This is a genomic window from Burkholderia mayonis (assembly GCF_001523745.2).
Taxonomy (GTDB): domain Bacteria; phylum Pseudomonadota; class Gammaproteobacteria; order Burkholderiales; family Burkholderiaceae; genus Burkholderia; species Burkholderia mayonis.
The window spans coordinates 41,561-67,480 of the sequence record NZ_CP013387.1; the positions used below are offsets into that span (position 1 = coordinate 41,561).

General features: G+C 65.2%; 19 protein-coding genes and 1 pseudogene. 17 read left to right on the plus strand and 3 right to left on the minus strand.

Annotation, left to right across the window (positions count from 1 at the left end; all coding sequences use genetic code 11):
• Window positions 1-87 precede the first annotated feature (87 nt).
• The 6 genes from WS70_RS18935 (at window position 88) to WS70_RS18960 (ending at window position 7,977) form a co-directional block, all read left to right on the plus strand.
• Window positions 88-2,589, plus strand: a complete 2,502-nt coding sequence (locus WS70_RS18935) for a TonB-dependent receptor (RefSeq protein ID WP_226382906.1) — start codon at window positions 88-90, stop codon at window positions 2,587-2,589.
• A gap of 77 nt (window positions 2,590-2,666) precedes the next feature.
• Complete coding sequence (locus WS70_RS18940; RefSeq protein ID WP_059597233.1) at window positions 2,667-4,043, plus strand: MATE family efflux transporter; 1,377 nt, start codon at window positions 2,667-2,669, stop codon at window positions 4,041-4,043.
• A complete protein-coding gene (locus WS70_RS18945; protein ID WP_226382907.1) occupies window positions 4,040-5,080 on the plus strand; it encodes a FecCD family ABC transporter permease in 1,041 nt (346 codons plus the stop codon). The genes WS70_RS18940 and WS70_RS18945 overlap by 4 nt, the downstream gene beginning before the upstream one ends.
• Window positions 5,077-6,147 (plus strand): FecCD family ABC transporter permease, encoded by a 1,071-nt coding sequence (locus tag WS70_RS18950; protein ID WP_059470945.1) that lies wholly within the window; start codon window positions 5,077-5,079, stop codon window positions 6,145-6,147. Before WS70_RS18945 ends, WS70_RS18950 begins: the two co-directional genes overlap by 4 nt.
• Window positions 6,144-7,001: an ABC transporter ATP-binding protein gene (locus tag WS70_RS18955; RefSeq protein WP_059597235.1), complete on the plus strand. Its 858-nt coding sequence runs from the start codon at window positions 6,144-6,146 to the stop codon at window positions 6,999-7,001. Before WS70_RS18950 ends, WS70_RS18955 begins: the two co-directional genes overlap by 4 nt.
• The gene (locus WS70_RS18960) at window positions 6,994-7,977 is read left to right on the plus strand and encodes an ABC transporter substrate-binding protein (RefSeq protein WP_059470947.1); all 984 of its coding nucleotides are present in this window, start codon (window positions 6,994-6,996) and stop codon (window positions 7,975-7,977) included. Before WS70_RS18955 ends, WS70_RS18960 begins: the two co-directional genes overlap by 8 nt.
• A 40-nt stretch (window positions 7,978-8,017) precedes the next feature.
• Here the strand turns inward: WS70_RS18960 and WS70_RS18965 are convergent, their stop codons facing one another.
• From WS70_RS18965 to WS70_RS18975, 3 genes are read right to left on the minus strand one after another with little or no spacing between them, the layout of a single operon-like run.
• Window positions 8,018-11,083: an efflux RND transporter permease subunit gene (locus WS70_RS18965; RefSeq protein ID WP_059470948.1), complete on the minus strand. Its 3,066-nt coding sequence runs from the start codon at window positions 11,081-11,083 to the stop codon at window positions 8,018-8,020.
• Window positions 11,080-12,135 (minus strand): efflux RND transporter periplasmic adaptor subunit, encoded by a 1,056-nt coding sequence (locus tag WS70_RS18970; protein ID WP_226382908.1) that lies wholly within the window; start codon window positions 12,133-12,135, stop codon window positions 11,080-11,082. The genes WS70_RS18965 and WS70_RS18970 overlap by 4 nt, the downstream gene beginning before the upstream one ends.
• Before the next feature lie 58 nt (window positions 12,136-12,193).
• Entirely contained in the window at window positions 12,194-13,597 is a 1,404-nt protein-coding gene (locus tag WS70_RS18975; RefSeq protein WP_082716132.1) for a TolC family protein, read from the minus strand.
• Window positions 13,598-13,726: 129 nt separating this feature from the next.
• Between WS70_RS18975 and WS70_RS33025 the strand changes: the two are divergent.
• From WS70_RS33025 to WS70_RS19025, 11 genes and pseudogenes are all read left to right on the plus strand, one after another.
• Window positions 13,727-13,870 (plus strand): annotated as a pseudogene (locus WS70_RS33025) (ISL3 family transposase); the annotation flags it as partial.
• A 171-nt stretch (window positions 13,871-14,041) separates the two neighbouring features.
• Entirely contained in the window at window positions 14,042-19,165 is a 5,124-nt protein-coding gene (locus tag WS70_RS33030) for a death domain-containing protein (protein ID WP_226382909.1), read from the plus strand.
• Window positions 19,166-19,451: 286 nt separating this feature from the next.
• Window positions 19,452-21,398 carry a type III secretion system outer membrane ring subunit SctC gene (gene sctC, locus WS70_RS18985; protein ID WP_226382910.1) on the plus strand — a complete coding sequence of 649 codons (1,947 nt, stop codon included), beginning with the start codon at window positions 19,452-19,454 and terminating at the stop codon, window positions 21,396-21,398.
• Window positions 21,395-22,507: an FHA domain-containing protein gene (locus WS70_RS18990; RefSeq protein WP_059597236.1), complete on the plus strand. Its 1,113-nt coding sequence runs from the start codon at window positions 21,395-21,397 to the stop codon at window positions 22,505-22,507. Before sctC ends, WS70_RS18990 begins: the two co-directional genes overlap by 4 nt.
• 62 nt (window positions 22,508-22,569) lie before the next feature.
• Window positions 22,570-22,800, plus strand: coding sequence for a hypothetical protein (locus WS70_RS18995; protein ID WP_059470951.1), 231 nt, complete (start codon window positions 22,570-22,572; stop codon window positions 22,798-22,800).
• Window positions 22,801-22,849: 49 nt separating this feature from the next.
• Window positions 22,850-23,272 (plus strand): hypothetical protein, encoded by a 423-nt coding sequence (locus WS70_RS19000; protein ID WP_059470952.1) that lies wholly within the window; start codon window positions 22,850-22,852, stop codon window positions 23,270-23,272.
• A gap of 96 nt (window positions 23,273-23,368) precedes the next feature.
• The gene (locus WS70_RS19005) at window positions 23,369-23,572 is read left to right on the plus strand and encodes a hypothetical protein (RefSeq protein WP_226382911.1); all 204 of its coding nucleotides are present in this window, start codon (window positions 23,369-23,371) and stop codon (window positions 23,570-23,572) included.
• A gap of 63 nt (window positions 23,573-23,635) precedes the next feature.
• A complete protein-coding gene (locus tag WS70_RS19010) occupies window positions 23,636-24,067 on the plus strand; it encodes an HrpB1 family type III secretion system apparatus protein (RefSeq protein WP_059470953.1) in 432 nt (143 codons plus the stop codon).
• Window positions 24,064-24,435 carry a hypothetical protein gene (locus WS70_RS19015; RefSeq protein ID WP_226382912.1) on the plus strand — a complete coding sequence of 124 codons (372 nt, stop codon included), beginning with the start codon at window positions 24,064-24,066 and terminating at the stop codon, window positions 24,433-24,435. The genes WS70_RS19010 and WS70_RS19015 overlap by 4 nt, the downstream gene beginning before the upstream one ends.
• Complete coding sequence (gene sctJ / locus WS70_RS19020; RefSeq protein WP_108034013.1) at window positions 24,425-25,273, plus strand: type III secretion system inner membrane ring lipoprotein SctJ; 849 nt, start codon at window positions 24,425-24,427, stop codon at window positions 25,271-25,273. Before WS70_RS19015 ends, sctJ begins: the two co-directional genes overlap by 11 nt.
• A complete protein-coding gene (locus WS70_RS19025) occupies window positions 25,266-25,916 on the plus strand; it encodes a hypothetical protein (protein ID WP_156438071.1) in 651 nt (216 codons plus the stop codon). The genes sctJ and WS70_RS19025 overlap by 8 nt, the downstream gene beginning before the upstream one ends.
• Window positions 25,917-25,920 lie beyond the last annotated feature (4 nt).

Consider the following 25,920-nt stretch of genomic DNA (forward strand, 5'->3'; position numbering starts at 1 on the left):
TGCGGCCGCTATCAAGCCAAGGTATCCGGCTCTGTTAGACGCGCGATGGACCTCTCCTTGCCACTTCCATCTCGAGGAATGCCGTCCATGCTTCGCCCGTCGTTGTCGTCGAATCCCGATTTCTCGTTGTCCGTGCGCAGCCTCGAACGGATGCCCCGTGCGCTGCGCACCGCGCGCCGTCCCGCTCCGCACGCTGTGCGGTGTGCCGTTCTCGGCATCGCGCTCGCAGGTAGCGGCGCGTGGCAGGTGGCATCGGCGCAGTCGGCCGCCGGCGCGGCGCCGCAAGCTGCCAGCCGGCGCTATGACATTCCGGCCGGCCCGTTGTCGGCGTCGCTGAACCGTCTTGCCGATCAGGCCAACGTGATGCTCAGCGTGCCGGGCGACCTGACGGCCGGGAAAAACAGTGCGGGCGTGCGCGGCGCCTACTCGGTGCAGGGCGCATTCCAGGCGTTGCTGAACGGCACGGGCCTGGAGCCGGTGCAGCAGTCCGACGGCAGTTTCTCGCTGCGTCCGGCCGCTGCCGCGGCAGGCGCCGAAGCTGCCGTGCTGCCGGCGGTGAAGGTCGTCGGCAAGCGAATCGACGATGCCGTTCCCGAGCCGTATGCTGGCGGCCAGGCGGCACACGGCGCGAAGGTCGGCCTGCTCGGCAATCGCGACTACATGGATACGCCGTTCAGCATCTCGAGCTACACGGAAAAGCTGATCCGCGACCAGCAGGCGACCAGCGTCGCGGATCTCCTGACCACAACTGACCCGTCGGTCCGGGCGGCGATCGACAGCACCAACCGCTACGATGCGATCACGATCCGCGGGCTGCGCGTCGAGAACGGCGAGATCGCGCTCAACGGGCTGTACGGGCTCGTGCCGGCCTACCGCGTCGGCTCTGATCCGGTTGAGCGCGTCGAGATCCTCAAGGGGCCTGGTGCGTTGCTGAACGGGATGATGCCGCAGGGCAGCGTCGGCGGCAGCGTGAACGTCGTGACGAAGCGCGCCGGCGACACACCGCTCAACCGGCTGACCGCCGAATATGCTTCGAGTTCGGTGTTCGGCGGCCATGCCGACATCGGCCGGCGCTTCGGCTCGAACGGCGAGTTCGGCGTGCGCGTCAACGCGGCCCATCGCGAAGGCGATACGCCGATCGACGAGCAGTCGCGGCGCAACACGTCGCTGTCGGTCGGGCTCGACTACCGCGGCAGCCGCCTGCGCGCGTCCGGCGACGTGATCTACCAGGAAGACTTCATGCGGGCGCCGGTACGCGGCTACACGCCGATTGCCGGGATCGCGGTGCCGGAGGTGCCCGATTCCCGGACCAATCTCGCGCAGACGTTTTCCTATTCGAATTCCCATAGCCTGACGGCGCTCGGGCGGGCCGAGTACGACCTCTCGTCGAACTTGACGCTGTTCGGCGCGGTCGGCATGAACCGCTTCGGCTACGACAAGCTGGAAGACCCGGGCGCGACGATCGTCAATGCGCAGGGTGACGCGACGTCCACGTCGAGATACCAGTCAGGCGCGTCGCATGCGCTGTCGGCCGAGGCGGGCGCGCGGGCGCGCTTCAAGACGGGCCCGATCGATCACCAGCTCGTCGTGAGCGGCAACTACCTGCAGCAGACGACGTGGTTCGGTCAGACCGCCTACGGCAGCTACGCGACGAACATCTACATGCCGACCCGCCTCGCCGGACCCGGCGCGCCGGTTTCCGTGTCGCCGGAAGCGAAGGACAGCGCTCAGATCCTGCGCAGCATCGCCGTCGCCGATACGCTGTCCGTGGCCGGCGGGCTCGTGCAACTCACGGTGGGCGTGCGTCGCCAGCAGGTGAGCAGCCGCAACTTCGACACGTCCGGCGCGGAAACCTCGCACTACGACCAGGGCGCGACGACGCCGTCCGTGGCGCTCGTCGTCCGCCCGTTCGACCAGTTGTCGTTCTATGCGAACTACATCGAGGCGCTGACGCCCGGGTCGGCGCCGCCGCCTGACGCGGCCAATCCGAACCAGGTGTTCGCGCCGTTCAAGTCGAAGCAGTACGAGGTCGGGACCAAGCTCGATCTCGGCAAATTCGGCGCGACGCTCGGGCTGTTCCAGATCGACGTGCCGAGCGGAATCGTCGATCCGGTGAGCAAGCTGTACAGCCTCAACGGTTTGCAGCGCAATCGCGGTCTCGAGCTGTCCGGCTTCGGCGAGGTGACGCGCGGCGTGCGTCTGCTGGGCGGCGTCACGTGGCTCGACGCGCGGCTTCGCCGCACGCAGGGCGGCGCATACGACGGCAATCGCGCGATCGGCGCGCCGTCGCTCCAGGCCACGCTCGGCGCGGAATGGGATACACCGTTCGTGCCGGGCGTCACGCTGACGAGCCGGATGATCTACACGGGCAAGGCCTACGTGAGCCAGGACAACACGCAGCACGTGCCGAGCTGGACGCGTTTCGATCTCGGCGGCCGGTACACGACGAAAGTTGCCGGTCGCGACGTGACGCTGCGCGCGAACGTGACGAACCTGTTCAACCGGGACTACTGGCAGGCGAATCCGACCGGATACCTGTTCACGGGCGCGCCACGTACGTTCTGGCTGTCCGTGTCGACCGACCTGTGATGAATGCCGGCAGGCCGGGTACGCTTGAGCGCCCCGATCTGCCCGTCGTTTGTCAATCCGATCCTTGTCGCCATCGCATGAAATCTCACGAACAGTTCCGGTTCGACGCCCGGCACATCGGTGCGCTCGCCGCGCCGCTCATCCTTACCCAGCTTGCGCAGGTCGCGCTGACCACGACCGACGTCGTGATGATGGGGATGCTCGGTCCGCGCGAAATCGCCGCAGGCGGTCTTGCGCTGACGTTGTTCAACCAGCTGAGGACGATGGGAACGGGCCTCGTGACGGGCACTGGCAATCTCGTCGCATTCGCGAACGGGCAGGACGACCCTGCACGCATCGTGCGTCTCGTGCGTGCGAGTTTCGCGCTGTCGACGCTTGCCGCACTCGCGTTCGTGCTGTTGATGCTCGCCGTTGAACGGCCGCTCGTATGGCTCGGCCAGGATCCGGGCATCGCGCGGCTGACCGCGCTCTATCTCGCGGCGGCGGCGCCCGGCATGCTGCCGTGCCTGTGGTTCCAGTCGCTGCGCCAGTACACCGTCGGGCTGCGCAAGCCGGGGCCGCTGCTCGCGATCGCGGCCGTGTCGATCGTCGTCAACGCGGTGCTCGACTACGCGCTGATGTTCGGCCGCTTCGGGTTCCCCGCGCTCGGCCTGACCGGCGTAGCCTGCGCGACGAGTTCGGTGTACCTGTTGTCGTTCGTGGCGTTTCTCTCGATTGCCAAACGTCGAATCGGGCTCGCCGAACACCTGTCGCTTGCCGCGTGGCGGACCGATGCCGAAGCATTCGAGCGGACGTGGAAGATGGGCCTGCCGATCGCCGCCGCCTACGGCTCGGAGGCCGCGTTCTTCACCGTCCTTACCCTCGTGATCGGCACGCTCGGTACGGATGCGCTCGCAGCGCAGACGATCGTCAACCAAGTGATCTACATCGTGTTCATGATTTCGGTCGGGTTGTCGCATGCGTCGTCGATCAGCATCAGCCATGCATGCGCGCAGCACGATTATCGTGGCGCACGGCGGCTCGGCTATACGGGGCTCGTGCTGGGCATCGGCGCCATGCTGGCGGTCGCGCTTCCGTATCTCGTTGCGCCGACACACGTGCTCGCGCCGTTCCTGGATCGCGGCTCGGCCGCGAATGACGATGTGCTGCGACTTGCGACGGGGCTGCTGACGATTGCGGCCTTGCTGCAGATCTTCGACTGCAGCCAGAACATCGGCGTCGGCATCTTGCGGGGGCTCGGCGACGTGAAAAGTTCGTTCCGCATCTCGATCGTCGGTTACTGGATGATCGGGCTGCCGGTTGCGTGGGGGGCGGGCGTGATGCTCGGCTACGGAATCCATGGCATCTGGTTCGGGCTCACGATCGGACTTGCAGCGACGGCGACGATGCTGTTGCGCAAGTTCGAATATCGGCTGAGCGCGTTGGTGAAACAGGCCGGCGCGCCCCGATCATGAACGAACGGCATGTGACAAGAAATCGCGTGCGTACCTCGTCGTCGGGGTCGGGGCGGCTGGGTGTCGGTGCGATCGTGCTTGTGCTGATCGTCGGTCTCGGTGCGGTTGCGATTGCCAGCCTCTGCGCCGGCAATCTCGTTCTCGGTCCAGCTGCCGCGCTCGATGCGCTGGGTGGGGGTGAAACGCCCGCCGCGCAGATCGTCCATGCGCTGAGGCTGCCTCGCTTGATCGCGGCACTGATGGTCGGCGCGAGTCTCGCGGTGGCCGGCGCGCTGATGCAGGGCATCACGCGCAATCCGCTGGCCGATCCGACGTTGACGGGCGTGGTCGGCGGAGCGGCGCTCGCGGTCGTCGCGGCCACCGTGCTGGCGCCGGTCCGGGCGGCGGGCATGATGCCGTTCGTGGCGTTGGCGGGCGGCGGAATCGCGGCGACGCTCACGTTTGCGCTGGCGTGGCGCGCCCGTCTGTCGCCGTTGCGTCTTTCGCTGGCAGGGACGACGATCGGCGCGCTCGGCAGCGCGGGCGTCATCTCGCTGATGATCGTCGCGGGGCCGCAGGCCGGCCCGTTGTTCTACTGGCTGGCCGGTGGTTTCGCGGGTGTGGGTTGGCGGCAGGTCGCCATGGTCGCTCCGTGGACCGTCGCCGGTCTTGTCGCCGCGTTGTCCGGCGCGCGCGTGCTCGACACCCTCGCGCTCGGCGACGAGGCGGCGCAGAGCGTCGGCCTCGACCTGCTGCGCTGGCGCCTGATCCTCGGTTTCATTGCCGTCGCGCTGTCGGCGTCGGTGGTCTCGATCGCGGGGCCCGTCGGCTTCGTCGGGCTGTGCGTGCCGCATCTCGCGCGCGTCGCGCCCGGCGGCGGCTATCGCCGAACGCTGGCCGTGACGGCACTGGCGGGCGCACTGCTCGTCTCGGCAGCGGATCTCGTCGCCCGCACGGTCGCTGCGCCGCGCGAACTGCCGGTCGGCTTTTTGACTGCCTTGGTCGCGACACCGCTGCTGATCGCGATGATTCGCCGCGATGAAGGCGTATCGACATGACGGGCGTTCCGAACCGGCCGATTCGCACGACGCGCGCACAGGGCGCGGCCCGGTGGCGGACGTTCGCGCGTGGCGCAGGATGGGCGGCGATCCTGACGCTCACCGTTGTCTTGTCGGTGCGGCTCGGCGCGGCCGGCTTCCCGTTGACGTCGGCCGTTCAGGCACTGTTCCATCGCGACGTCGCGCGCGACGTCGCCTTCGTGATGTGGGAACTGCGCATGCCGCGCGTGCTGCTTGCGCTGATGATCGGCGCACAGCTTGCGGCGAGCGGACTCGTGTTGCAGGGGGCGCTGCGCAATCCGCTCGCGGAACCCGGTGTGATCGGCGTGTCGTCCGGCGCGACGCTCGGCGTGATGTTGCTGCTGCTCGTCGCGAATTTCGCGGGTTCGCTCGACGGCAGCCGGCTCGACGCGTACGACATCACATGGATACCGTTCGTCGCCCAGGCGGGCGGCATCGGCGCGGCGCTGGGCGTCTACGCGCTGGCGTGGCGCAACGGCACGGCGCCGTTTCGGCTGATTCTGATGGGCGTCGCCGTTAGCGCCGCGATGTACGCGGTCGCGATGACGATACTCGCTGGTTGGGGTTCGAGCCGTATCGAGGTGCTGCTGACGTGGCTTGCGGGCAACCTTTACGCACGCGGCTGGCAGCACGTGCTGCTGCTCGCGCCGTGGACGGCGGCGACGATCGTGCTGCTGCCAGCGATCCTGCCGGCAGTGCAGGTGCTGTCGATCGGCGACGACGCAGCGACGAGCGTCGGGCTGAATGTCGAGCGCTGGCGTCTGGTGGCGATCGTCTATGCAGGCTTCGCGGCCGCTGGTGCGATTGCGATTGCAGGCCCGGTCGCATTCGTCGGCCTGATCGCGCCGCATCTCGCGCGGCTTGCCGTGAGCGGGCCGCTCGCGCGGCAGGCGCCGTTCGCGCTCCTTTGCGGTGCGCTGATCACCGCGCTTGCGGATCTGACCGGGCGCGTCGTCGTCGCACCGGCCGAGATACCCGTCGGAGCCGTCACCGCGTTGTTCGGCGCGCCGCTTTTTCTTCATTTGCTGTCCCGATCTTCACGATGACACTCGTTGCCCGCGATCTTTCGCTCGGATATGGCCCGCGCCGCATCGTCGACACATTGTCGCTGTCGATCGAGCCGGGCCGGATCACTGTGCTGCTCGGTCCGAACGGCTCAGGCAAGAGCACGCTGCTGCGCGCACTGGCCGGGTTGCTCGCGCCGCGCGGCGGCGATGCGTTGCTCGACGACGTTCCGCTCGGGCAATGGCCGCGCCGCAAGCTCGCGCGGCGCATCGCGTTCCTGGCCCAGACGCAGGACATTCCGGCCGGCCTGACGGTGCAGGAACTCGTCCGCCATGGGCGGTTTGCGCACCGCACGTGGTTGCGAGGAGAAACGGACGACGATCGCGGCGCAGTCGAATGGGCGCTGACGACGACCGGTCTGTTGCCGATGCGCGATCGTCCGCTCGTCGCGTTGTCGGGCGGCGAACGACAGCGAGTAGGGATCGCGATGGCGCTCGCGCAGCGCGCGGACATTCTGCTGCTCGACGAGCCGACGACCTACCTCGACCTCGGGCATCAACTCGATGTGATGCAGACGTTGCGGCGGCTCAACGAGGAATTCGGGTTGACGCTCGTGATGTCGCTGCACGACCTGAACCAGGCGATGCGTTTCGCGGATCGGGCGATCGTGATGCGCGGCGGGCGGCTCGTTGCGGACGGTGCGCCGGTCGATGTGCTGACGCCGGCGTTCGTCGCGGACGTATTTCATGTGCGCAGCGAGCGGCTGCATGGCGCGAGCGATGGCGTGCCGGTTTGCCATTCGCTTGGCTATGCCGGGCCCGGCGGCGAGCGGAGCGATGCCCGGCAGGACGTTGGCGACGCCGTGTCGGCGATCGAAGAGGCCGGCGATGATTGATCGCAAGCGCCGTACGTTGGCGTTCGCGTTGCCGGCTTCGCTTGCATCGGTGCTCGCGCGGCCCGTTCGCGCGGCGGCGCCCGGTAAGCCGTTCAGCGTCGTTGACGATCGCGGTGCGATGCTTCGCTTCGAAGCCGCGCCGAGCCGGCTTGCGGCGATTTCGTATTTCGGCGCCGATACCGCACTGGCGCTTGGGGTGCAGCCGGTCGCGTCGACGTTTCTCGTGCGCGGCCGGCGGCCCGCCTATCTGCTGGACAGGATGGATCGCGTGATCGATCTCGGGCAGCGTGCGAGCCCGAACCTGGAATTGTTGGCGAGTGCGCACGCGGACCTCATCATTGCGATCCGCCGCTACACCGAAGCGAACGCGGCGCGGCTTCAGCAGATCGCGCCGTATCTTGCGCTGGATCTGGAAGTCGGTGAGGACAGCAATCGCAGCATTGAACTCGTCGGCAAGGCACTGGATCGTGCCGAAGCCGCCGCCGCGCTCAACCGGCGTTTTGCGGAAGCGCTCGCAGGATTTCGCGCGCGTGCGGGATTGGGCCGCGCGCCGCGCTACTTGTTTGTCTGGGGTACGGGCGCCGCGCCGTGGGCGTTCTACGATGAGAACATGACTTGCTCGCTGCTGAATGCGCTGGGTGGCGTCAACATCGCCGGACGCAATCCGCTGCCGTCGCAGCGCGACAATACGGCGTTCCAGATGAGCCTCGAGACGTTGTTGCTTGCGAAGCCGGACACGATTTTTGTCTACGACGACGGTGGGCGACGCAGTTTCGAGACGAATCCGGTATGGCAGCACTTGGCGTCGACGCGTCGGGTGAGTATCGTGAGCGTGGGCGATCACTGGATCGAATCGTTCGGACCGATCGCGCGGCATGCCGTGCTGGCCGAAGCGGCCGCGCTTCTGCATCCTGACGTGTTCGCACCGCCGGACTTGCGCGCGATCGCGTCCTCGTACCTTGATCGTGTGACGTGACGTCCTTCGCTGTGGATCTTTACCCCGGCGATGCATGACATCAGTGTGTCTGGCGGCGCGATCCCCTTTCGATCAACAGCAGGTGCAGTAGCGCAGGCAGTACAAGCAACACCAGCGGCAGTTGAACGATCAGCCCCGAGATGATCGCGACCGCCAGCGGCTGCTGCATCGCCGAGCCCTGCCCGAGCGCGAACGCGAGCGGAAACAGTGCGAGGATTGCCGCGATCGTCGTCATCGCGATCGGCCGCAGCCGGTTGCGGCCTGCCGCGAGCAACGCGGCATCGGGCGCCATCCCTTCGTCGCGCACGAGCCCCTGGAATTCCGATACGTAGAAGATCGCGACCTCGGTCACGATGCCGACGATCATCGTCATGCCCATCATCGCGGAAATGTTGAGCTCGATGCCCGTCGCCCACAGCCCGATGAACACCGCGCCGGTCGCGCACAACGGCATCGCCATCACCGCGAGCGCGACGCGGAAGCGTTCGTAGAGAAACAGCAGCAGCCCGAATACCAGCGCAACCGCCGCGCCGAACACCGCGATCAGTCCGCGGAACGCGATCTGTTGTTGCTGGTACAGCCCGCCCAGTTCGTAATAGACGCCTTGCGGCAACAGGTTCGCATCGCCGAGCGCGCGCTGCACGTCGGCGATCGTCGAGCCGAGATCGCGCCCGTCGATCCGCGCAGTGACGGCGACCATCCGCTTCAGGTTGTCGCGGCTGATCTCGGGCTGCCCGCTGACCGTGATGCGATCGGTCACGCGATCGAGCGGGAACAGGTGCCCATCGGGCGCGCGGATCTGCAGTGCGCCGAGCCCCGTGCCGTTCATCCGCATCGCGTCCGACACCCGAACGCGCACGCCGACCGTCTTCGGCCCCTGCTGGAACTGCGTCGCGACGCTGCCTTCGAGCAGATCCGACACCTGCTGCGCGATCGACTGCGGGTCCATCCCTTCGGCGGCGGCTGCGTCGGGACGGATGTGCAGATCGAGCGCGTCGCCGGCCGGGTTGATGCCGTCGTCGACGTCGACAATGCCCGGAATCTTGCCGATGCGCGCGGCCACGCGCCGCGCGGTCGCGTCGAGCACGTTCGGATCGTCCGAGTAGATCTTGATCTGCACGGGCTGCGGTACCGCGGTCAGATCGCCGATCAAGTCTTCCATCAACTGCGCGAGCTCGACGTTGACGCCGGGCACGTTCGTCTCGATCTTCGAGCGGATCTCCTCCATCACGGTATCGATCGGCTCGCGCGAACCCGATTTCAGGCGCACGAAGAAATCGCCCTTGTTCGGCTCGTTGAGGTCGCCGCCGAGGCCAGCGCCGGTTCGACGCGAATACGTCGCAACGTTCGGGTTCTCGCGGATGATCGTCTCGATCTCGCGCATCAGGCGATCCGTCTCGGTGATCGACGTACCGGGCGCCGTGTGGTAATCGAGCACGAATCCGCCCTCGTCCATCGACGGCATGAAGCCGCTGCCGACGCGCGTGAATGCAAACGCGGCGGCGACGACGAGCGGCAAAATGCCCGCGAGCGCGAGCATTGGCCTGCGACTCACGCGCTCGACCAGCATCGCGTAGCGCGTGTTCAGCCAGTGCGCGAAGCGCGACTCGCGAAGCTCCTCCGCGTCGGCCGGCGTGAGCCAGTGATCGCACAGGATCGGGATCGCGAGCCAGCTCACGACGAACGAGATGAACAGCGCACTCGCCATCGTGATCGATAGCGCCTTGAAGAAGGCACCCGTCACGCCGGACAGGAACGCGAGCGGCACGAAAATGATTAGCGTCGCCGCCGACGAACCCGCGAGCGGCCGCGTGAACTCGAGCGCCGCGCTCATCACGCGGCCGTGGAACGCATGTGCGCCCGCCTCGCGCATGCGCCGCGCGATGTGTTCGATCATCACGATCGCGTCGTCGATCACGAGCCCGACCGCCGCGGCCATCCCGCCGAGCGTCATGATGTTGAAGCCCATCCCGAACACGTCGAGCAGCAGGATCGTCGCGCTCATCACGACCGGCACCAGCGCGACGGCGATCGCGGTGATCTTCCAGTTGCGCAGGAATACGAATAGCGTCAGCGCGGCCAGCACGACGCCGATCAGGATTGCATCGCGCACGCTCGACGCGGATGCGATCACGAGCTGGCTCTGGTCGTACCAGTTTGCGAGATGCACGCCCACCGGCATCTGCTTCTGAAAGTCCGCGAGCTTTGCACGGATCGCCGCGGCCATCGCGACGCTGTTCGCGCCCGGCTGCTGGAATACGTTCACGAGCACCGCGTCCTGCCCGTCGGCCGTCACGCGGATCCATTGCGGAACCGTGCCGCGCGACACCGTCGCGACGTCGCCGACGCGCACCTGGTTGCCGCCCGACGACGAAACGACTGCATTACGCAGCGTGTCGAGCGACGTGATCGTCGTGTCGGCGACGACGAGATACAGCTTGTAGTGATCCTCGATCCGCCCGGTCGCCGACAGCACGTTGCCCGCGCCGATCGCCTTCGACACGTCCTCGACCGACAGCTTGTACGCGGCGAGTCGAGCAGGATCGATGTCTACCTGCAACTCGTCCTGCGCACCGCCCGTCACTTCGACGCGTGCCACGCCGTCGACCGACGACAGCAGCGGCCGCAACTGAAATTGTGCGAGATCGCGCAGCTGCGACAGCGACTGCCGCGACGACGTGAGGCTGTACGCAAGTACCGGGAACACGGTCGGGTCCATCCGCTTCACCTGCATCGTCGTGCCGGCCGGCATCGACGGAAGGATCTCCGCGATCGCCGACTGCGCCTGCAGTGTCGCCTGCGCCATGTCGGTGCCCCAGTCGAAATTCAGCGAGATCTCCGCCGAGCCGCGGCTCGTTTTCGATTCGACGTCGCGCACACCCGGCACGCGCCGCAGCGCCTCCTCGACCGGCATCGTCACGAGCGTCGCCATCTGCTCGGCAGGCCGGTCGCCCGCATCGAGCGACACGACGGCGCGCGGAAACGATACGTTCGGAAACAGCGAGATCGGCAGCCGGAAAGCCGTCAGCGCGCCGGCGACCGCGAGCAGCGCGACGACGAACAGCAACGATCGCCGGTGCATCTGCATCCATTGCCCGACATTCATTGGCGCGCGCCTCCGGCAGAACGGACGGCCATCCCGTCCTGCAATTCATAGTTGCCGGTGACGACGAGCGGCTCCGATGCATTCAGCGGGCCGTCCACGCCGTAATGGTCGCCGCTTTCGACGCGCACCGCGACATCGACGCGATGCGCGGCGTGCTTCGGCGTGACCTGGAACACGTACGACCCCTTCGCGTCGCGCAGGACGGCGGAGCGCGGCACGACCCACCACGTGCCGGTCTGCGTCGCGATGTCGGCGCTTACGCGGGTGCCGGGGATGAATGCGGTGCCGCCGAGCGGCACGTTCGCGCCGACGTCCACGAGCTGGCTTTGAGGATCGATCGACGCGCCCGCGACGACGATCTGCCCTGCCGGAGCCGCGTGCGCGAGCGCGGTGGACAGCCCGTGCAGCACGACCGTATCGCCCGCGCGAATCGACGCGGCCGCGGACGGATCGACGCCGAGCGTCACGTTCGCCTGACGGCTGGACGCGCCGCCCGTCGCCGCGAGCTGCGCAATCGTCGCGCCCGCCTGCACCTGGTCGCCCGGCAGTGCGGAAAGCTGCGACACGACGCCCGCGAACGGCGCGGCGATCGTTACGTCGCCGCTCCGCACGCCCATTAGCCGCTGCGCGGCCTGCCCCTGCTGAGCATCGTCGAGCGCCTTCTGCGCGGCGGCGAGCTGCGATTGCGTCGCCAGGCCGTCGTCGAGCAGCGCGCGCGTGCGTGCGAGTTCGCCGCGCGCCAGCGTCAACGCGCTCGCGGCCTGCGACGCAGCCAGCACCGCGGCGGGATCGGCCTGCACGACGACGAGCGGCGCGCCGCGCGCGATCGCCTGACCGGGCAGCACGAGCACCTTGCGGATGCGCGCCGTGTACGGCAGGTTCACCGACGCGACGCTGGCCGACGAGGCGGCGACGACGCCGTATGCACGCACCTGTTGCGAGATCGGCGCACGTTGCACGCGCACGGTATCGACCGCGGCGGAAACGGGTTCGTCGGCCCGCGCGGAGCCGGCGGCGAACGGCGCGAGTGTGGCAAGTGCGGCGGCCAGCATGGCGGCAAGCGCGGCCGTGCGACGGCGGGTAAAGCGATTCAGGACGGCTGGCATGAGGTCAACGCTGGGTGGAATCGGTGGAAAAGGCATCCGGGACCGCACTGCCGAGCAGCGCCTGCAGGCCGATGCGCTGCTCGGCCAGTGCATCGCGCTGCGTGGTCGCGTCGATCCGCTTCGTCAGCGCGGCGAGCTGCGCGTCGGTGTACTGCCCGAGCGTGATGTCGCGCGCGGCGTACGCATGCTGCGCATGCGCGGCCGCTTGCTCGAGCGCGGGTAACGCGGTCTCGTCCTGAGCAAGCTGCTGTGCGGCGAGCCGGGCATCGGTACGCAGATGCGCGATGTCCGCATAGGCGGTGTTCAGCCGGGTCTGGTATTCGTCGCCGAGCCGCTGGCGGGTCGCCTGCTCGATCGCGACGTTGCCGCGATTGCGGTTGAAGATCGGCAGGCTCAGCGCAATCTGGAAACCAGTCGTATAGATGCCCGACGTGTCGCGCGCGCGATTGAAGCCGATGTTCAGGCTCGGAAACTGGTTCAGGATCGCCGCGCGGTACTTCTGTTCCTGCGCGTCGTAGCCGGCCTGCAACGCGATCAGGTCCGGACGCCGCTTCGGCAATTCGGTCAGTGCGGCGTCGAGCGTCGCGTCGGTCACCGGCGCCGCCCGGTCGGAGCCGGCGAGCCGCAGTTCGACATCCGGCGCGAGTCCGAGCAGCGCATTCAGGTCGTGACGGGTCTGTTCGCGCGCCCGGACCATGTCGTCGTACTGCTTGCGCGCGTCGCCGTATGCGGCCGACGCGACGGTGACGGCGTCGTCGGTCACGTTGCCGGCCTGCCGCGCGCGCGCGATCCGTTCGTAGCGCGTCGCGCCGAGATCGCGCGTCTGCGCGAGCAGCGGCAGCACCGCGTCTTCGTAGCGCGCCTTCGTATAGAGCTGCTTTGCCTGCGCGACAACCTGCCACTCCTGCCAAAGCAGGCCGAGATCGGTCTTGCGCACGGTCGCGTCGGCGGAGCGCTTGTTCGCATTGCGCATGACGATCGCCATCACGTCCATGCTCAGGCCGTAGTTGAATGCACGCTCGAGGCCGGCCGCGCCCGGATAATCGCTCGACACCGACAGTTGCGGATCGGGCAGCAGCCCCGCGGAATACGCCTGCGCCTGCGCGATCCCGAGATCGTCGCGCGCGAGTTTCAGATCGGGATTGTTCGCGACCGCGAGCATTGCGACGTCCTCGATGTCGAGTCCGCCGGACGGATCGAAGCGATGCGCGGCCAGTTCCGGCAGCGGCATTTTCGCCGGGTCGATGCGCAGCCGGCCGAGCTCGGCGACCGTCGTGAATGTCGAATGCGCGGCGAGCGGCTGCGGGCGATAGGCCGCACAGCCGCCGAGCACGAATGTGTACGACGCGGCACATACGACGAGCGTGCGTACGAGCCGCGGCGACGCCGTCTGAGATAAGCGGGACAACGGGCGCTCCCTGTGCGGTTGTCATGGAAACGTCATTCCGGCGTGCCGGAACGCTGGTTCGGACGATTATGTCGGCCGCCTGCTTAACGATTGCTTAAGCATCGGCGGAACGTGATTGGCCGTGTACGCGTCTACTTGCAATGCGACGAACCCGAGCGGCTTGGCTTCTTCTGGAAGCCCGCCCGGGCGCAAAAATCCAGAAAGCAATGGCTCGAACAAGCTCGGCAAAGCGGAATCGCTGCGCCGCACTTGTTCGCTCAGCGCCTGCGAGGCAAGCGGCCACGAAATTCGTGAAATGGCGCTCTGAATTGCGCAAGCGACGACAAAAAGCGCTTTGGTTCCGCTGTGGAAATGAGACTGGTCAGATATTTGTGCCGCATGGAAATTGATAGGCTGGGCGAAGCAGTTTGTCCTCTATCTTTTTTTTCCCTTTGCGGAATGGATATGAAAATTACGCCGTCTATTTCAAGCCGCTCGTTTCATCATGAGCGAGAGCAGCGGAATTCACTAAGCGAGCGCGAGGCTGGCGGCGCAGTGACCAACGTTCCGAAATACGAACCGGAGCAGTCGGGTACTGAAGCGTCGTCCGGCTCGACGGAGCTCGACAACCGGAGGCGCAGTGTCAGCACGGTGGATGCAATCAAACCTCGGCAGGCGCCGTCGGCGCAAAGGCCCGAGGAGCAAGACGCGAAGGCAGCCAGCTTGGCGGATTTCCAGGATTTCGTGCAGCGGGAAGCCAAGCGGCTCATCAAGGAGAAGTTTGCCGGGCAGAACCTCGACCCCGGCCAGGTTTATGTCAACCGGCGCGATCCGGTGACGGGCCGCGTGACGGTTTCGCGGACGTTAACAGAGGAATTGCTGCATGCAATCCGAGACGGAACGCCGACCTACGACCTGAACAATGCCGGATTGTTTCGTTCGCCGAACTGGAACGATGCGGACAGGATTGCCCGGCAAAGCTCGCGCGGACCGTCGAACGCGCTCATCGATATCGAGGACTATGTGGCGCCTCGGTTGCTGAACGATCCGACTCGCGGATCGCTCGAGACGCGCTATCAAGCGCATGTCCGCACTCGGACCGAGCAGCGGCTGTATCCGAATGCGACCGAGCGGGATCTCGGGCCGTTGCGTCAATATGAAGCTCAGCGAAACAGCGATGGGGCGGCGGTCGATCGTCTGATGGCCGACGTCGCGCCCGAGGCCCACGTGCGCCAGCGAATTCGGCAATACATGGAGCAGCAGGGCGGAACGCCGGTGGATCCGGACCGCGTCAGGATTCGCGTGGAGAGCCGTGCCAGCGGTCGCACGACGTCGACCGAACTGTCGTTGACGGAGGCGGTTCTTCTGGGGCCCTATGCGAACGGAACGACCTTCACGCTGGGCACGCCGTCGGAGTCTGCGGCCGGTAATACGACCGCGTTGACGCCGGCATTTCTGAAGCGGATGTTGGGCGAACTCGACGTGCGGCCCGGCTATATCGAGACGCTGAGACAACGATACAACACAGCGAGCGCGCAGAGCGCGCTGAATGACGCGCTGGCCAGCCGGACGCAGCACGCGGCTTATAGCGCCAAGCTGAAGGGCGAAATCACGTCGGCCGATTACGAGCTGATTCAGCGCGTCCAAAACGGGTCCGGCGAAGCGAATTCGGGCAAGCGGGTCGAACTGGGCGGGGTAACGATGTTCGGCGGGGACCAGTTGAGGGACATCCAGGTCTATCGGGAAACCGATCCGCACACGCAATCCGAGCGCTATGTGATGTATGGGCCGGGTGCGCCGGACAAGGAGTTCTACGCGGCCAACACGCCATATCAATTGAGCCAAATGATTGCCGGATGGGCGGCCACAGAGGCGGGGCGTCGGTATTTGACGGACCAGTTGGACCCAAGCAATCGTCAGAAGGGCGAGCAGTTCTTCGGGCAGATCGCCCAAATGCCGTCCGAATGGAAGGGCGGTTTGGGCGAGGGCGCGTCAGTGAGCTGGAAGTCGTTCGGCGACGGCGGGTACCGGGCGCAACTGGGCGCGGTGGCGGCGGAAAAGGGCCGGGCGAGCGTGGCGGAGGCGGAGCGCGTGTTGTTGCCTCCGTGGTATGCCGGGGCGACGCCTAAAGAGCGCACGCAGTTCAATTCTCTCGATGCGGCGGCGCGATCGGCGCTGCAGGCTTATCAGGGATTGCGGCAGCCGGAGCCCTTCCATGAGTTTGCACAACGGGAAGTCGGCAAGTGGCTGAATGAGCGGTTGCGCGAGCAGGGAGTCAAGGAGAACATCGATCCCAATACGGTCAGGGTGGATCTGGACGGCACGGGGCAGAAGGTCATGACGCTGACCGATCTCGTGACCTTTGGCTACCGCGACCATCGAGGTGATATCGCGAAGACGATGCGATTCAGCTCGACGATCGGGCAGGATCTGTCCGGCCTCGAATCCGACGCGATGCGCGGCTATATCGCCACCAAGCCGCGAAACGCCTATCTCGGTGAACAATATATCAACAAAGTGACGGTGGACTTCCTGTCGGAAGGGCCGGCGCTGGACGAGCGGCGAGCGCTGTATCAAAGCAGCGCGCAATCGTCGATGGCGCGGGATGCGCTGGTGTCAAAGCTGAAGAATGAAATCACGGAGACGCAATATCGGACGGTACAGGCCGAGATCAACCGCCTGTCGGATCCCGATTCCGCTACCGTCGGCGATCGGCGAGAGAAGAGCGAGCGCGGCACGCGCGGCATTTACGAATTCACGCTGAACGGGAAAGTCGCGCGAGGCATTTACGTATTTCGATCGTCGCAACTGGGCAAGTCGGACGATGCGAATCTCGTCTACACACCCGGCGCGCCGGACGGTATCGCATTCCGTTCGATCGGCGAGCTTCGGTCCTTGTTCGGCGACGGCAAGAACCGGGAGATGTCGCGCTATTTGTACGGGCGTTTCGGCACGGCGGATCAGAACTCGGAGTCAATCGGAAAATTCTTCGACGATCTGCACCGGAACATCAAAGTTAGTGCGAAGCCGGCGTATGGCAACCGGCTGACGGACGGCTTCGAATCCGAATACGACAAAGGCATTCAGCAACTGACGGGAAACGTCGATGCAATCACGGAAAGTCGCAAGGAGGTGATCCAGTCGGTCGCCAAGGAGGTGTGGGACGGGATCAAGCTTGCGGCGACGATCGCAACGCTGCCGTTTCCGCCGGCCAGTGCGTTCGTGGGCGGGATTCTGGCGGCGGAAGGTCTCTATAACGGCATTCGGGCCTATCGGGACGGAGACCGCTCGGCCGCGCTCGAACATTTCATGAGCGCGTCGTGGGATTTGGCCGGTGCGGCGGGCGATCTTCTCGGCGGCGGGCTGAAAGGCGCCAAGGCTGGCGTCAAACTGCTGGATCAAGTTCCCGTGAAACGTTTCAGCGGCACTGCGGCATCCTCGACAGCGGCTTCCGCGTCGAGCGCCGCGACGCATTCGGCGGCGGCCGCCAAGGCGCCGTCCGTCGATTCGGCGCTGCATGCGCCGCTGCCGTCCGGCACGCAGACCATCCGGACGGACGGCTATATGAAGGATGTCGTCGAAATCCAGCAGCCGGGCGCGCCGAGCCGGTATTTCGTTCGCGATGGAAACGGATATCTCGAAGTCAAGCCGGATAACGATAATTTCACACTGCGGCTGGTTGATCCTCGAAAACGCGCGCAACAAATGTACTTCGAGCCGATCAGGAAAAACGAGCAGGGGCAGTGGGTTTACAACCCGAACGTCGGTGTCCGTGGCGGCGGCCGGGACGAACTGGCCGCGCGGCTTTCCACTTTGCCGTCCCGGATACAAACGGAGGGCATCGCGAACAGCGATGCGTTCGACCGCTTGCGTCCGGAGTTGGCCAGTTATCTTTCCGCCGACGCCAATCAGCAGGTTTTCACGCGGCTCGTGGATCTTTCGGTTGCGCAAGGCAGGCTGAGCTTGGCGGACCGGGCCCAGGCAATGAGCGCGTCCACTGCATACGAGCGGGCGCGCACGTTTCTCAGCAGCTTCCATAGCAGGAACGGCAACGGCGTCGACGCGTTTCCCGATCTGCTGTCGGAAGCGGTGCGCAACGGCGAGCGGGCCCGCTCGGCGCCGGCGGCGGTCCGTAACTTGGTTGCGCAGGAACGCTCGGCGTTGGCGGCGTTGCCTGCCAGTTTTACCGCGAGCGGCGCGTTCGATCGCGCGGGCTTGACGCAACATCGGCAGGAACTCGTTCGCCTGTTGTCGGCGGACAGCAATCGCGGCGTGTACGAGCGCTTCGTGGACATACTGGTGGCCAACGGCGGGCTGAGCGTGGCGGATCAGGTCGAGCTGGGCGGGCCGCTCCTGACGCCGTACGAGCGCGCGAGCCGCCTCCTGGATCGCGTACTCAGCCGTCGCGGCGAGCGAGGATTGGCGAGCCTGCCTGCCGAACTGCAGCAAGCCGTGAGCCGCACGCCTGGAGCGACGGCGGCGGACGGCCCGCTCGCTTTGCTTGCCACGCAGGAAAGCGAGCGCCTTGCCGGCGTGCCGCAACGAATTCGAGCGGAAGGCATCGCCAATGGCGCGGCATTTACTCGCTTGCGCCCTGAACTGGCCAGTTATCTATCCGCCGATGCGAATCAAGCAGTATTCACGCGGTTACTGGATCTTTCGGCTGCGGAAAGCAGGCTGAGTCTCGCGGACCGGGCACGGACAATGGCCGCTTCCACGCCTTACGAGCGAGCGCGCATCTTTCTCGACAGCTTCCTGAGCAAGAATGGCGACGGCGCATCCGCGTTCCCCGATCTTCTGTCGGAAGCCGTGCGTAACGGAGACCGGATTCGTTCGGCGCCTGCCGCGATCGACAGGCTGATTGCGCGAGAACAGCAAACTTTGGCGGCGTGGCCGGCGCGCTTGACGGCAGGCGCGCCGCTGAATTCGCAAACATTCGCGCAGCATCAAAACGAGATTGCCACGATTCTCGCGACAGGCGGAAACCAGGACATTTTCACGCGGCTCGTGGATCTTTCGGTTGCGCAAGGCAGGCTGAGCCTGGCGGACCGGGCCCAGGCAATGAGCGCGTCCACTGCATACGAGCGGGCGCGCACGTTTCTCAGCAGCTTCCATAGCAGGAACGGCAACGGCGTCGACGCGTTTCCCGATCTGCTGTCGGAAGCGGTGCGCAACGGCGAGCGGGCCCGCTCGGCGCCGGCGGCGGTCCGTAACTTGGTTGCGCAGGAACGCTCGGCGTTGGCGGCGTTGCCTGCCAGTTTTACCGCGAGCGGCGCGTTCGATCGCGCGGGCTTGACGCAACATCGGCAGGAACTCGTTCGCCTGTTGTCGGCGGACAGCAATCGCGGCGTGTACGAGCGCTTCGTGGACATACTGGTGGCCAACGGCGGGCTGAGCGTGGCGGATCAGGTCGAGCTGGGCGGGTCGCTCCTGACGCCGTACGAGCGCGCGAGCCGCCTCCTGGATCGCGTACTCAGCCGTCGCGGCGAGCGAGGATTGGCGAGCCTGCCTGCCGAACTGCAGCAAGCCGTGAGCTTCGTGCGCTGGTCCGAGAATGTTCCCGCGGATGTTCTCCGACGATTGGGCTGACAGCGGGATGCGAGCGGCGGCGTAATTGTGCCGCCGCTCAATCGCGCATGACGTGATCGGATGCGAAGTTGCGTGGCTCCTTGCGACAGTCGACGCGTCGAGCTCGATTCGGCGTACCGCGGCGGCTGAGATCCGGCGAAATCGAATCGCCCGTTGCAAGCGCGTTTTTCATACTGGTCAGATGTACCGCCGTTTCCGGGGGTGAGATAGTCGATCGCACGTCCTCCTTCGCGGAGGAGCAAATGCAAATGCAGGGGCGGAAGGTAACTACGTGCGAGAGAATCTCATGAATCGCTGGTCGACGGATCGCGGAGAAAAACGTCCGCGAGCGTTTCCGCGAATGCTGCGACACGTCTTGCTCGCCGTCTCGATGGCCGCTTCGGTTCCGGCGGCGGCCGCGAGCTTTCCGTGGAAGGACGCAGTGTTCTCGTACCAGGCCAAATCGACCGCGTTGTCGCGCATGCTCGAGGATATTTTCGTCACTCAGCAACGACCGGTGCAGATCTCCGAGACAGTGAAAGACCTCGCCCCTGTGAGCGGCGATTTCCGGCAGGCGCCGCGACAGATATTCAATGACCTGGCGCAGTCATATGGATTGGTCGGCTATTTCGACGGCACCGCCATGCATGTGACAGCGCTTGCGGAGAACCGGACCGTATTGCGCCCGCTGACCAAAGTCGGCGCGGACGACGTCAGGCGCGCCGCGCTCGAGTTCGGTTATCTCGACAGCCGCTTCAGGTTCAACGCGATGAGCGCTCCGTCCGCCGTGCAATTGAATGGGCCACCTGCCTACGTCGAGCGCGTATCCGATTTGATCGCATTGATGGAAGCGAACGCGACACGGCAGGCCGACGGCACGCAGACGGATTTTCGCGTGATTCCGCTGAAGAACGCGTGGGCGGAGGACGTTACTTATCACGTTGGCGGACAGACGACCGTCGTGCGCGGCGTGGCGAACACGTTGCAGCGTCTCGTGGACGGATTGGACGGACTCGACGGCGAGGTGGCGCGCGATCCGTTCGCCGCGACGCCGGGTCTTCCCGCGTCGCCCGAGCGGCGGCCGAGGTCGGCGTTGAGTGCCTTGTTCGACCAGACGTCGCCGGACGGCGACCGGCAAGAAGCAAGGCCGCCGCTGCCGGAACCGGAGGCCGCCACGGATCGCGCGTCGGGCGCGGATCTGCGGCTGAGCCGGCGGCCAGGCGCATCCATTCGCATCGTCGGCGACAGCCGCACGAACGCAGTCATTGTCATGGCGCCCGTCGCAATTTTGCCGAAGCTCGAGGCCGTTGTTCGCGACCTCGATGTCGAACCGGAACTGGTGCAGATCGAGGCAGCGATTATCGACGTGCAGGACGGGGCGCTCAAGGAGATCGGCTTCGATTGGGCGTTGCAGGCAAGCCGGTTTCGTATCGCGTCGACGACGTCCGGCGCGAGTATCGGCCGGGATCTTCCCGACGCTCAGGGTACGCGCGGGAGCGGGCCGAATTTCTCGATTTTTGGCGGCTCGGGCGCGCTGAACTTCCTGAGCCGCATTCATGCACTGCAAACGCAGGGCAAGGCGAGCGTCCTGTCGCGACCGAAGCTCGCGACGCTGAACGGCAACGAAGCCGTGTTGACGAATCAGCAGGTGTTCTACCCGCGCGTCAGCAGCGAGCGCGCCGCCCAGCTTTATCAGATTGACGTGGGGTTGCAGATGCGCGTCGTGCCGGCGGTCGTGCGCAAAAGCGACGGAGCGGCGGACATTCGACTGCAGGTGTTCATCGAAGACGGCATGCTCAGCAGCCGGCGCGTGGATGAATTGCCTGTCACGAGCCGCAGCACGATCACGACGCAAGCGATCGTGCGCGACGGCGAGAGCCTGTTGATTGGCGGATATGTTCGGAATGCAAACGATGGCCGCGAGGCGAAGGTTCCGCTGCTCGGCGACATTCCGTTGCTGGGCGCGTTGTTTCGTTTTCGCTCGACGCAGGTCGATCGTCAAGAGCGCTTGTTTTTGATTACGCCAAAACTGCTTGGGGCGAGCGATTCCGAGGATGCGCATCCGATAGCGGGCGCCAACGGCAGGGAACGCGCGCTGGCGGAACGCTTCTGCGCCGCGGCGAGCGTCGGGAAGAGCGGTGGCTTCGACGAACCGGAATGCCCGGCAGCGAAGCCGATCTCGTCGAAGCCCGCGGTCGAGCCGGGCGCGAGCGCCGCGGTCGTCCCGGATGCGTCGCGAGGAGATGCAAATTGAATGGCGCGTCCGACTTCGCGTGTCGCTTCGAGATTTTCGTCCTGACCGGGCTGCACGCGGGAGCGCGGCTTGTGCTCGACGGGCGCCGCCATACGGTGATCGGCCGTGATCTGGCATGCGACCTCACGCTGCGCGACACGAGTGTGGCGGACCGCCATTTGATGCTGGTCGAGCGCGACGGAAAGATTCGGGCGATGGGCCTCGATGGTGCGATCGAGGTGAACGGTCTGCCGGTGCCGGACGGCAAGGAACGTCTATTGCGCCGTGGGGAGCGGGTCAAGCTCGGCGACGTGTCGCTCGGCCTGGGCGAACCGGGAGCCGCGTGGGACGGAGCGCAAGCGGACGAGCCGAAGCTTGCGCGATCCCGGCTGTCGCGTTGGCGCGATCGAATCATGCATTGGATCGCGCAAGACGAAAAGCGTCGGCGCGCCGCGGCCGGATCGATCATCGTCCTGGCGGCGCTGTGTGCGTGTCTGCCGTTGATGGTCGTGCTGGCGCAATGGAAAAAGCGCAATGAGGTCGTCATGCCCGATACGGTGCAGATGGCGCAGCAGATCGGGCGGCGCCTGGCCAGCATGGACATGCGCGGACTTCAGGTTTTCGCCGATCCGACCAGGCACGTCGTCGTCATCGAAGGATATCTGCCTCGAGATGAAGACGTTCGACGCGCGGAAAAGGTCGCGATTTCGATGAAGGTGCGACCGACGCTACGTTTGCATTCGAACGAGCGAATCGAGCGACAGGCCCGGGATTATGTTCAGCGCAGCGTGCCGGAGGCGGTGGTGGAGGCGGGCGGGATGGGAGAGGTGCGCGTCGCGTCGCCTGCGGCGTTGCAGCCGCGCTTTCAGGCCTGGCTGCGCGACCAGATGTTGCGCGACATCACCGGTCTACGCGCGGTTACGTTTAGCGGTCCGGACTACAACCGGACCCAGGAGTTGCCGCCTCAGCCATTTTCGATTCTGTCGATCGGCACGACGCGCTTTTTGCTTGCGAAGGACGGCGAGCGACTGTTTCCCGGGGCGGAATTGCCGAAAGGTCTGGTGCTGGTGCGCATCGGTCAAGGATCGATTTTCGTCGAACGGCACGGGGCGGCCGACGACGGCATATGACCGGCTGCCGCCGACGATTAAGGACGACGTTTGCGGAAAGTCGGCACGAGCGGAGACGATGGATGAATCTGTTTGCGACGTTGATGGCGGGCAAGCCGTCGAAATTCGAAGCCGCGCTGGATCGGAGCGGTGGACTGGACGCGTTGATACGCCAACTGAAGGATGCGGAAGCGGCGATGCGAAAGCAATGGGAGCATCGTCCTGATTCGCAGGATCGAGCATCCGTCCTGCGCTACGCGGAAGCGATTTCGTGCGCTCGAGTGGAATTGGAGCGATTGAAGGCGTCCGAATAGCAGCGGGCGATGTGAAGTGATGAATCACGATTTTCAGATAGGAGATTTCATGATAAATCCCGTAAATGCGGGCATTCCGCTGCTGAAGCCGTCATCCCGCACCGAGCCGATCGGTGCGCCGGCGAATGCTCCCGTCGCGCCCTTCGCGACGCACGCCCAGACAGCGCACCGCGCGAGCACTGCCGAAACGCTGCAAAACGGCCTGAATGGACAGCGTTCGTCCCTAGCTTCGACGGCTCCGTCGCCGGAGCGCAGCGGCTCGAACGCCGCAGAGAAAAGCGGATTCAACTTCGGCGACATGCTGAAGAAGCTGACGGATTTGACCAAAGCGATCGGCGAACCGCTGTCCCAGATCTTCAAAGTGATTACCGACCTGATGAAAGGCGGGGTAAACATGGCGTCGTCGTTGGGTTCGCTCGCAATGAGCGCGATGTCGCCCGTGCTGGGCATGGTCAAATCGATCGTCAAATAACGCGATCTGACCTGTAGCGAACGATGCCGAATGGCGGCATCGAGATTTCTTTAAAGGAGAGTAGTTATGGCGTCTATTGGCGTGATTGCTAATGCGATGTATATCGTCCAAAAGAACGCAGCCGACCGGATGGAGCAGAAGGCTCAGTCGATGTCGGGGCAGACCGATCTCGATCAGAAGGATCTGAACGAGCTTCAGGTGCTGACCGAACTGTACAAGGCGACGAACCAGTCGACACAGGCGGTGATCTCGGCTGTGGGCGAAGGCATGTCGGTGGCCGCGCGCGCAACGAACCGATAAGCGAACGGCGGAAGCCCGTTCTGTCGACGGGCTTCCGTGCTCGGGCGTAAAGAGAGATTGCCGATGGACGACGCGAAGGTTATCGAGCAGATCAATCAGGTCGGCTATTTTCTGCGAAGAAAGAAGCGCTTCGACTCGGCTTTGCGAGTGTTTCAGGCCTTGCGGCGGCTCCAGCCGGAGTACGGCTATCCGCATTTGGGAGAGGCGCTCGTTCATGCCGAAGCGGGCGATTTCGCCGCGGCAAAGCTGCATCTGCAAATCGTGCTGTCGCGACAGCCGGAGAACAGCTTCGCACTGGCTTGTCTGGGGCTTGCAATGCTGCAGAGCGGGGATGGCAATTGGCGCGTTCCGATGCTGCAGGCGGCGAACACCACTGACAGTCTGGGGGGCAAACAGATGGCGCGCGAGATCCTCGCTGCGATCGACACGCGCGGCCAACCGCGTGCCGCGGCGCCAGTGTGCTCGACCGCAGGGCGCCTCAAGCGTTCCTTTTGACGATTGACGAAGGAATCTGGGATATGGAATCGATTTCTGCATTGACCCTGTCGGGTCATCGTGAATTACTGCGCACGCAGGCGCCGCGACCGCAGCCGGTGGACGCACCGATCGACTTGGCAAACACGGTCGAATCCGCGCGTGCGACGGGCCCCATCGCCGCTATTCGTCGTGCCGAGACGATGCTCGCGCGCGACGACGCGATGTTGATGCGGCACCTCGGACAAATCGACGCCGCGAAGATCGGCATCGCCAGCCTGCATCAGCTTCAAATTCGCACGATCCTCTTCAAGGTGAAACACGAGGCCGTGACGGGCATCGTCACGAACCTGAACCAATCGATCAAGACGGTTCTGAATGCAGCGTGACGACATCATCGCAAAGCGTCCGTTTCTTCGACGTTCCAGGTCGCTGTGGCTGGCGGCATTCGCCGCCGCGACACTGACCGCTTGTGGCAATGCCGCGCTGTTCGACCAGATCGGCGAAAGCGATGCGAACGAGATGCTGTCGGTGTTGGGGCGAGCGGGCATTCCCGCCGGGAAGGATCAGCGCAGCGCCGACGGATGGCGCTTGTCGGTGGCAAGCTCCGATGTCGCGCTCGCGCTCGAAATCCTGAACTCGGCAGGCTTGCCTCGCGAACGGTTCAAGAGCATCGGCGAGCTATTCCCGAAAGAAGGTTTGATCGCGACGCCTGTCGAGGAGCATATGCGCTCGATTTACGCGATCTCGCAGGAGTTGAGCAAGACGATCTCGATTATCGATGGCGTCATCTCGGCGCGTGTACATCTCAACATTCCGAAGCGCGAACCGTTGTTGCGCGCTCGGCAGACGCCGACTGCCTCGGTATTCGTCAAATACCGGGCCGAGGTCAACATGCAGCAGAACACGCTCGCGATCAAGGATCTCGTCGTCGGGGCCGTCAAGGATCTCGATCGGTCGAACGTGACAGTCGCGCTGTTTCCATGGTCTCCGCAATCGGCGATGCCCGCGTCGACCGAATATGTCCAGACACTCGGCATGGCGGTTTCGCCGCGCAGCTACGGGAGATTGATGTGGCTGGTTTTTCTGCCATGGATTTTGCTCGGCGCGGGCGTGGCGGCGGGTCTCTTCGTCGTGGCGCGCTCGATGGAGCGCGACTGGCTCGGACGGATGAGCGAGGGAAAACTGAAGCGATGGCTGAAGAGAATCAGGCAATCTCATGAATGATGCGAACTTGCCGCGCGGCGTCAAACGGATGCTGTGGAATCTGAACGTGAACGTCGCGCATGATGTCCACCCGTTATGGAGGGAGCGCTCGGACCGGGCGCCCGGCACGCCTTGCGTGTCGCGTGCGGAGACTTTTTCCATGCGCCTGATCGAGCAGCATCGGCTCGGCTTCGTGAGCACGGCGCTATGGGATGACGAACTGGGCCGGATCGCTTTGCTCGACGCGATAGATCTGCGTAGGCTGGCTCGCCTCGGCTCGGCCGTCGCCATGCGAGAGTCGATTCGACTCTGCGTGTTGGGCAATGACGTCCGGCACTGCACGCGCGTACTCGGCCGCGGTTTGGTCGACCGCGTACTCGCGCTTCCATGCAGCGTCGACGCTGTGCCGCTCGGCCGCTTGAACGGAACAGGCATGACGCAGCGGCTGCCGCTTCGCCTGCTGCGGTTCCAGCGACGCATATTGCGCGCCCTGTGCGACTGCCTGCCGGATTCAGCCGCGCGGCGGGTGCGATTGAAATTTCGTCCCGGATATTTCAAGCATGCCGAACCAGTCGATGACGCGCGCAAGTGCGCGAAAGTCGTATTGGCCATGCACGAGCATGCGGACCTGAGTGCACGCGCGAAATGTATTTTAGGGTACTGAAAAA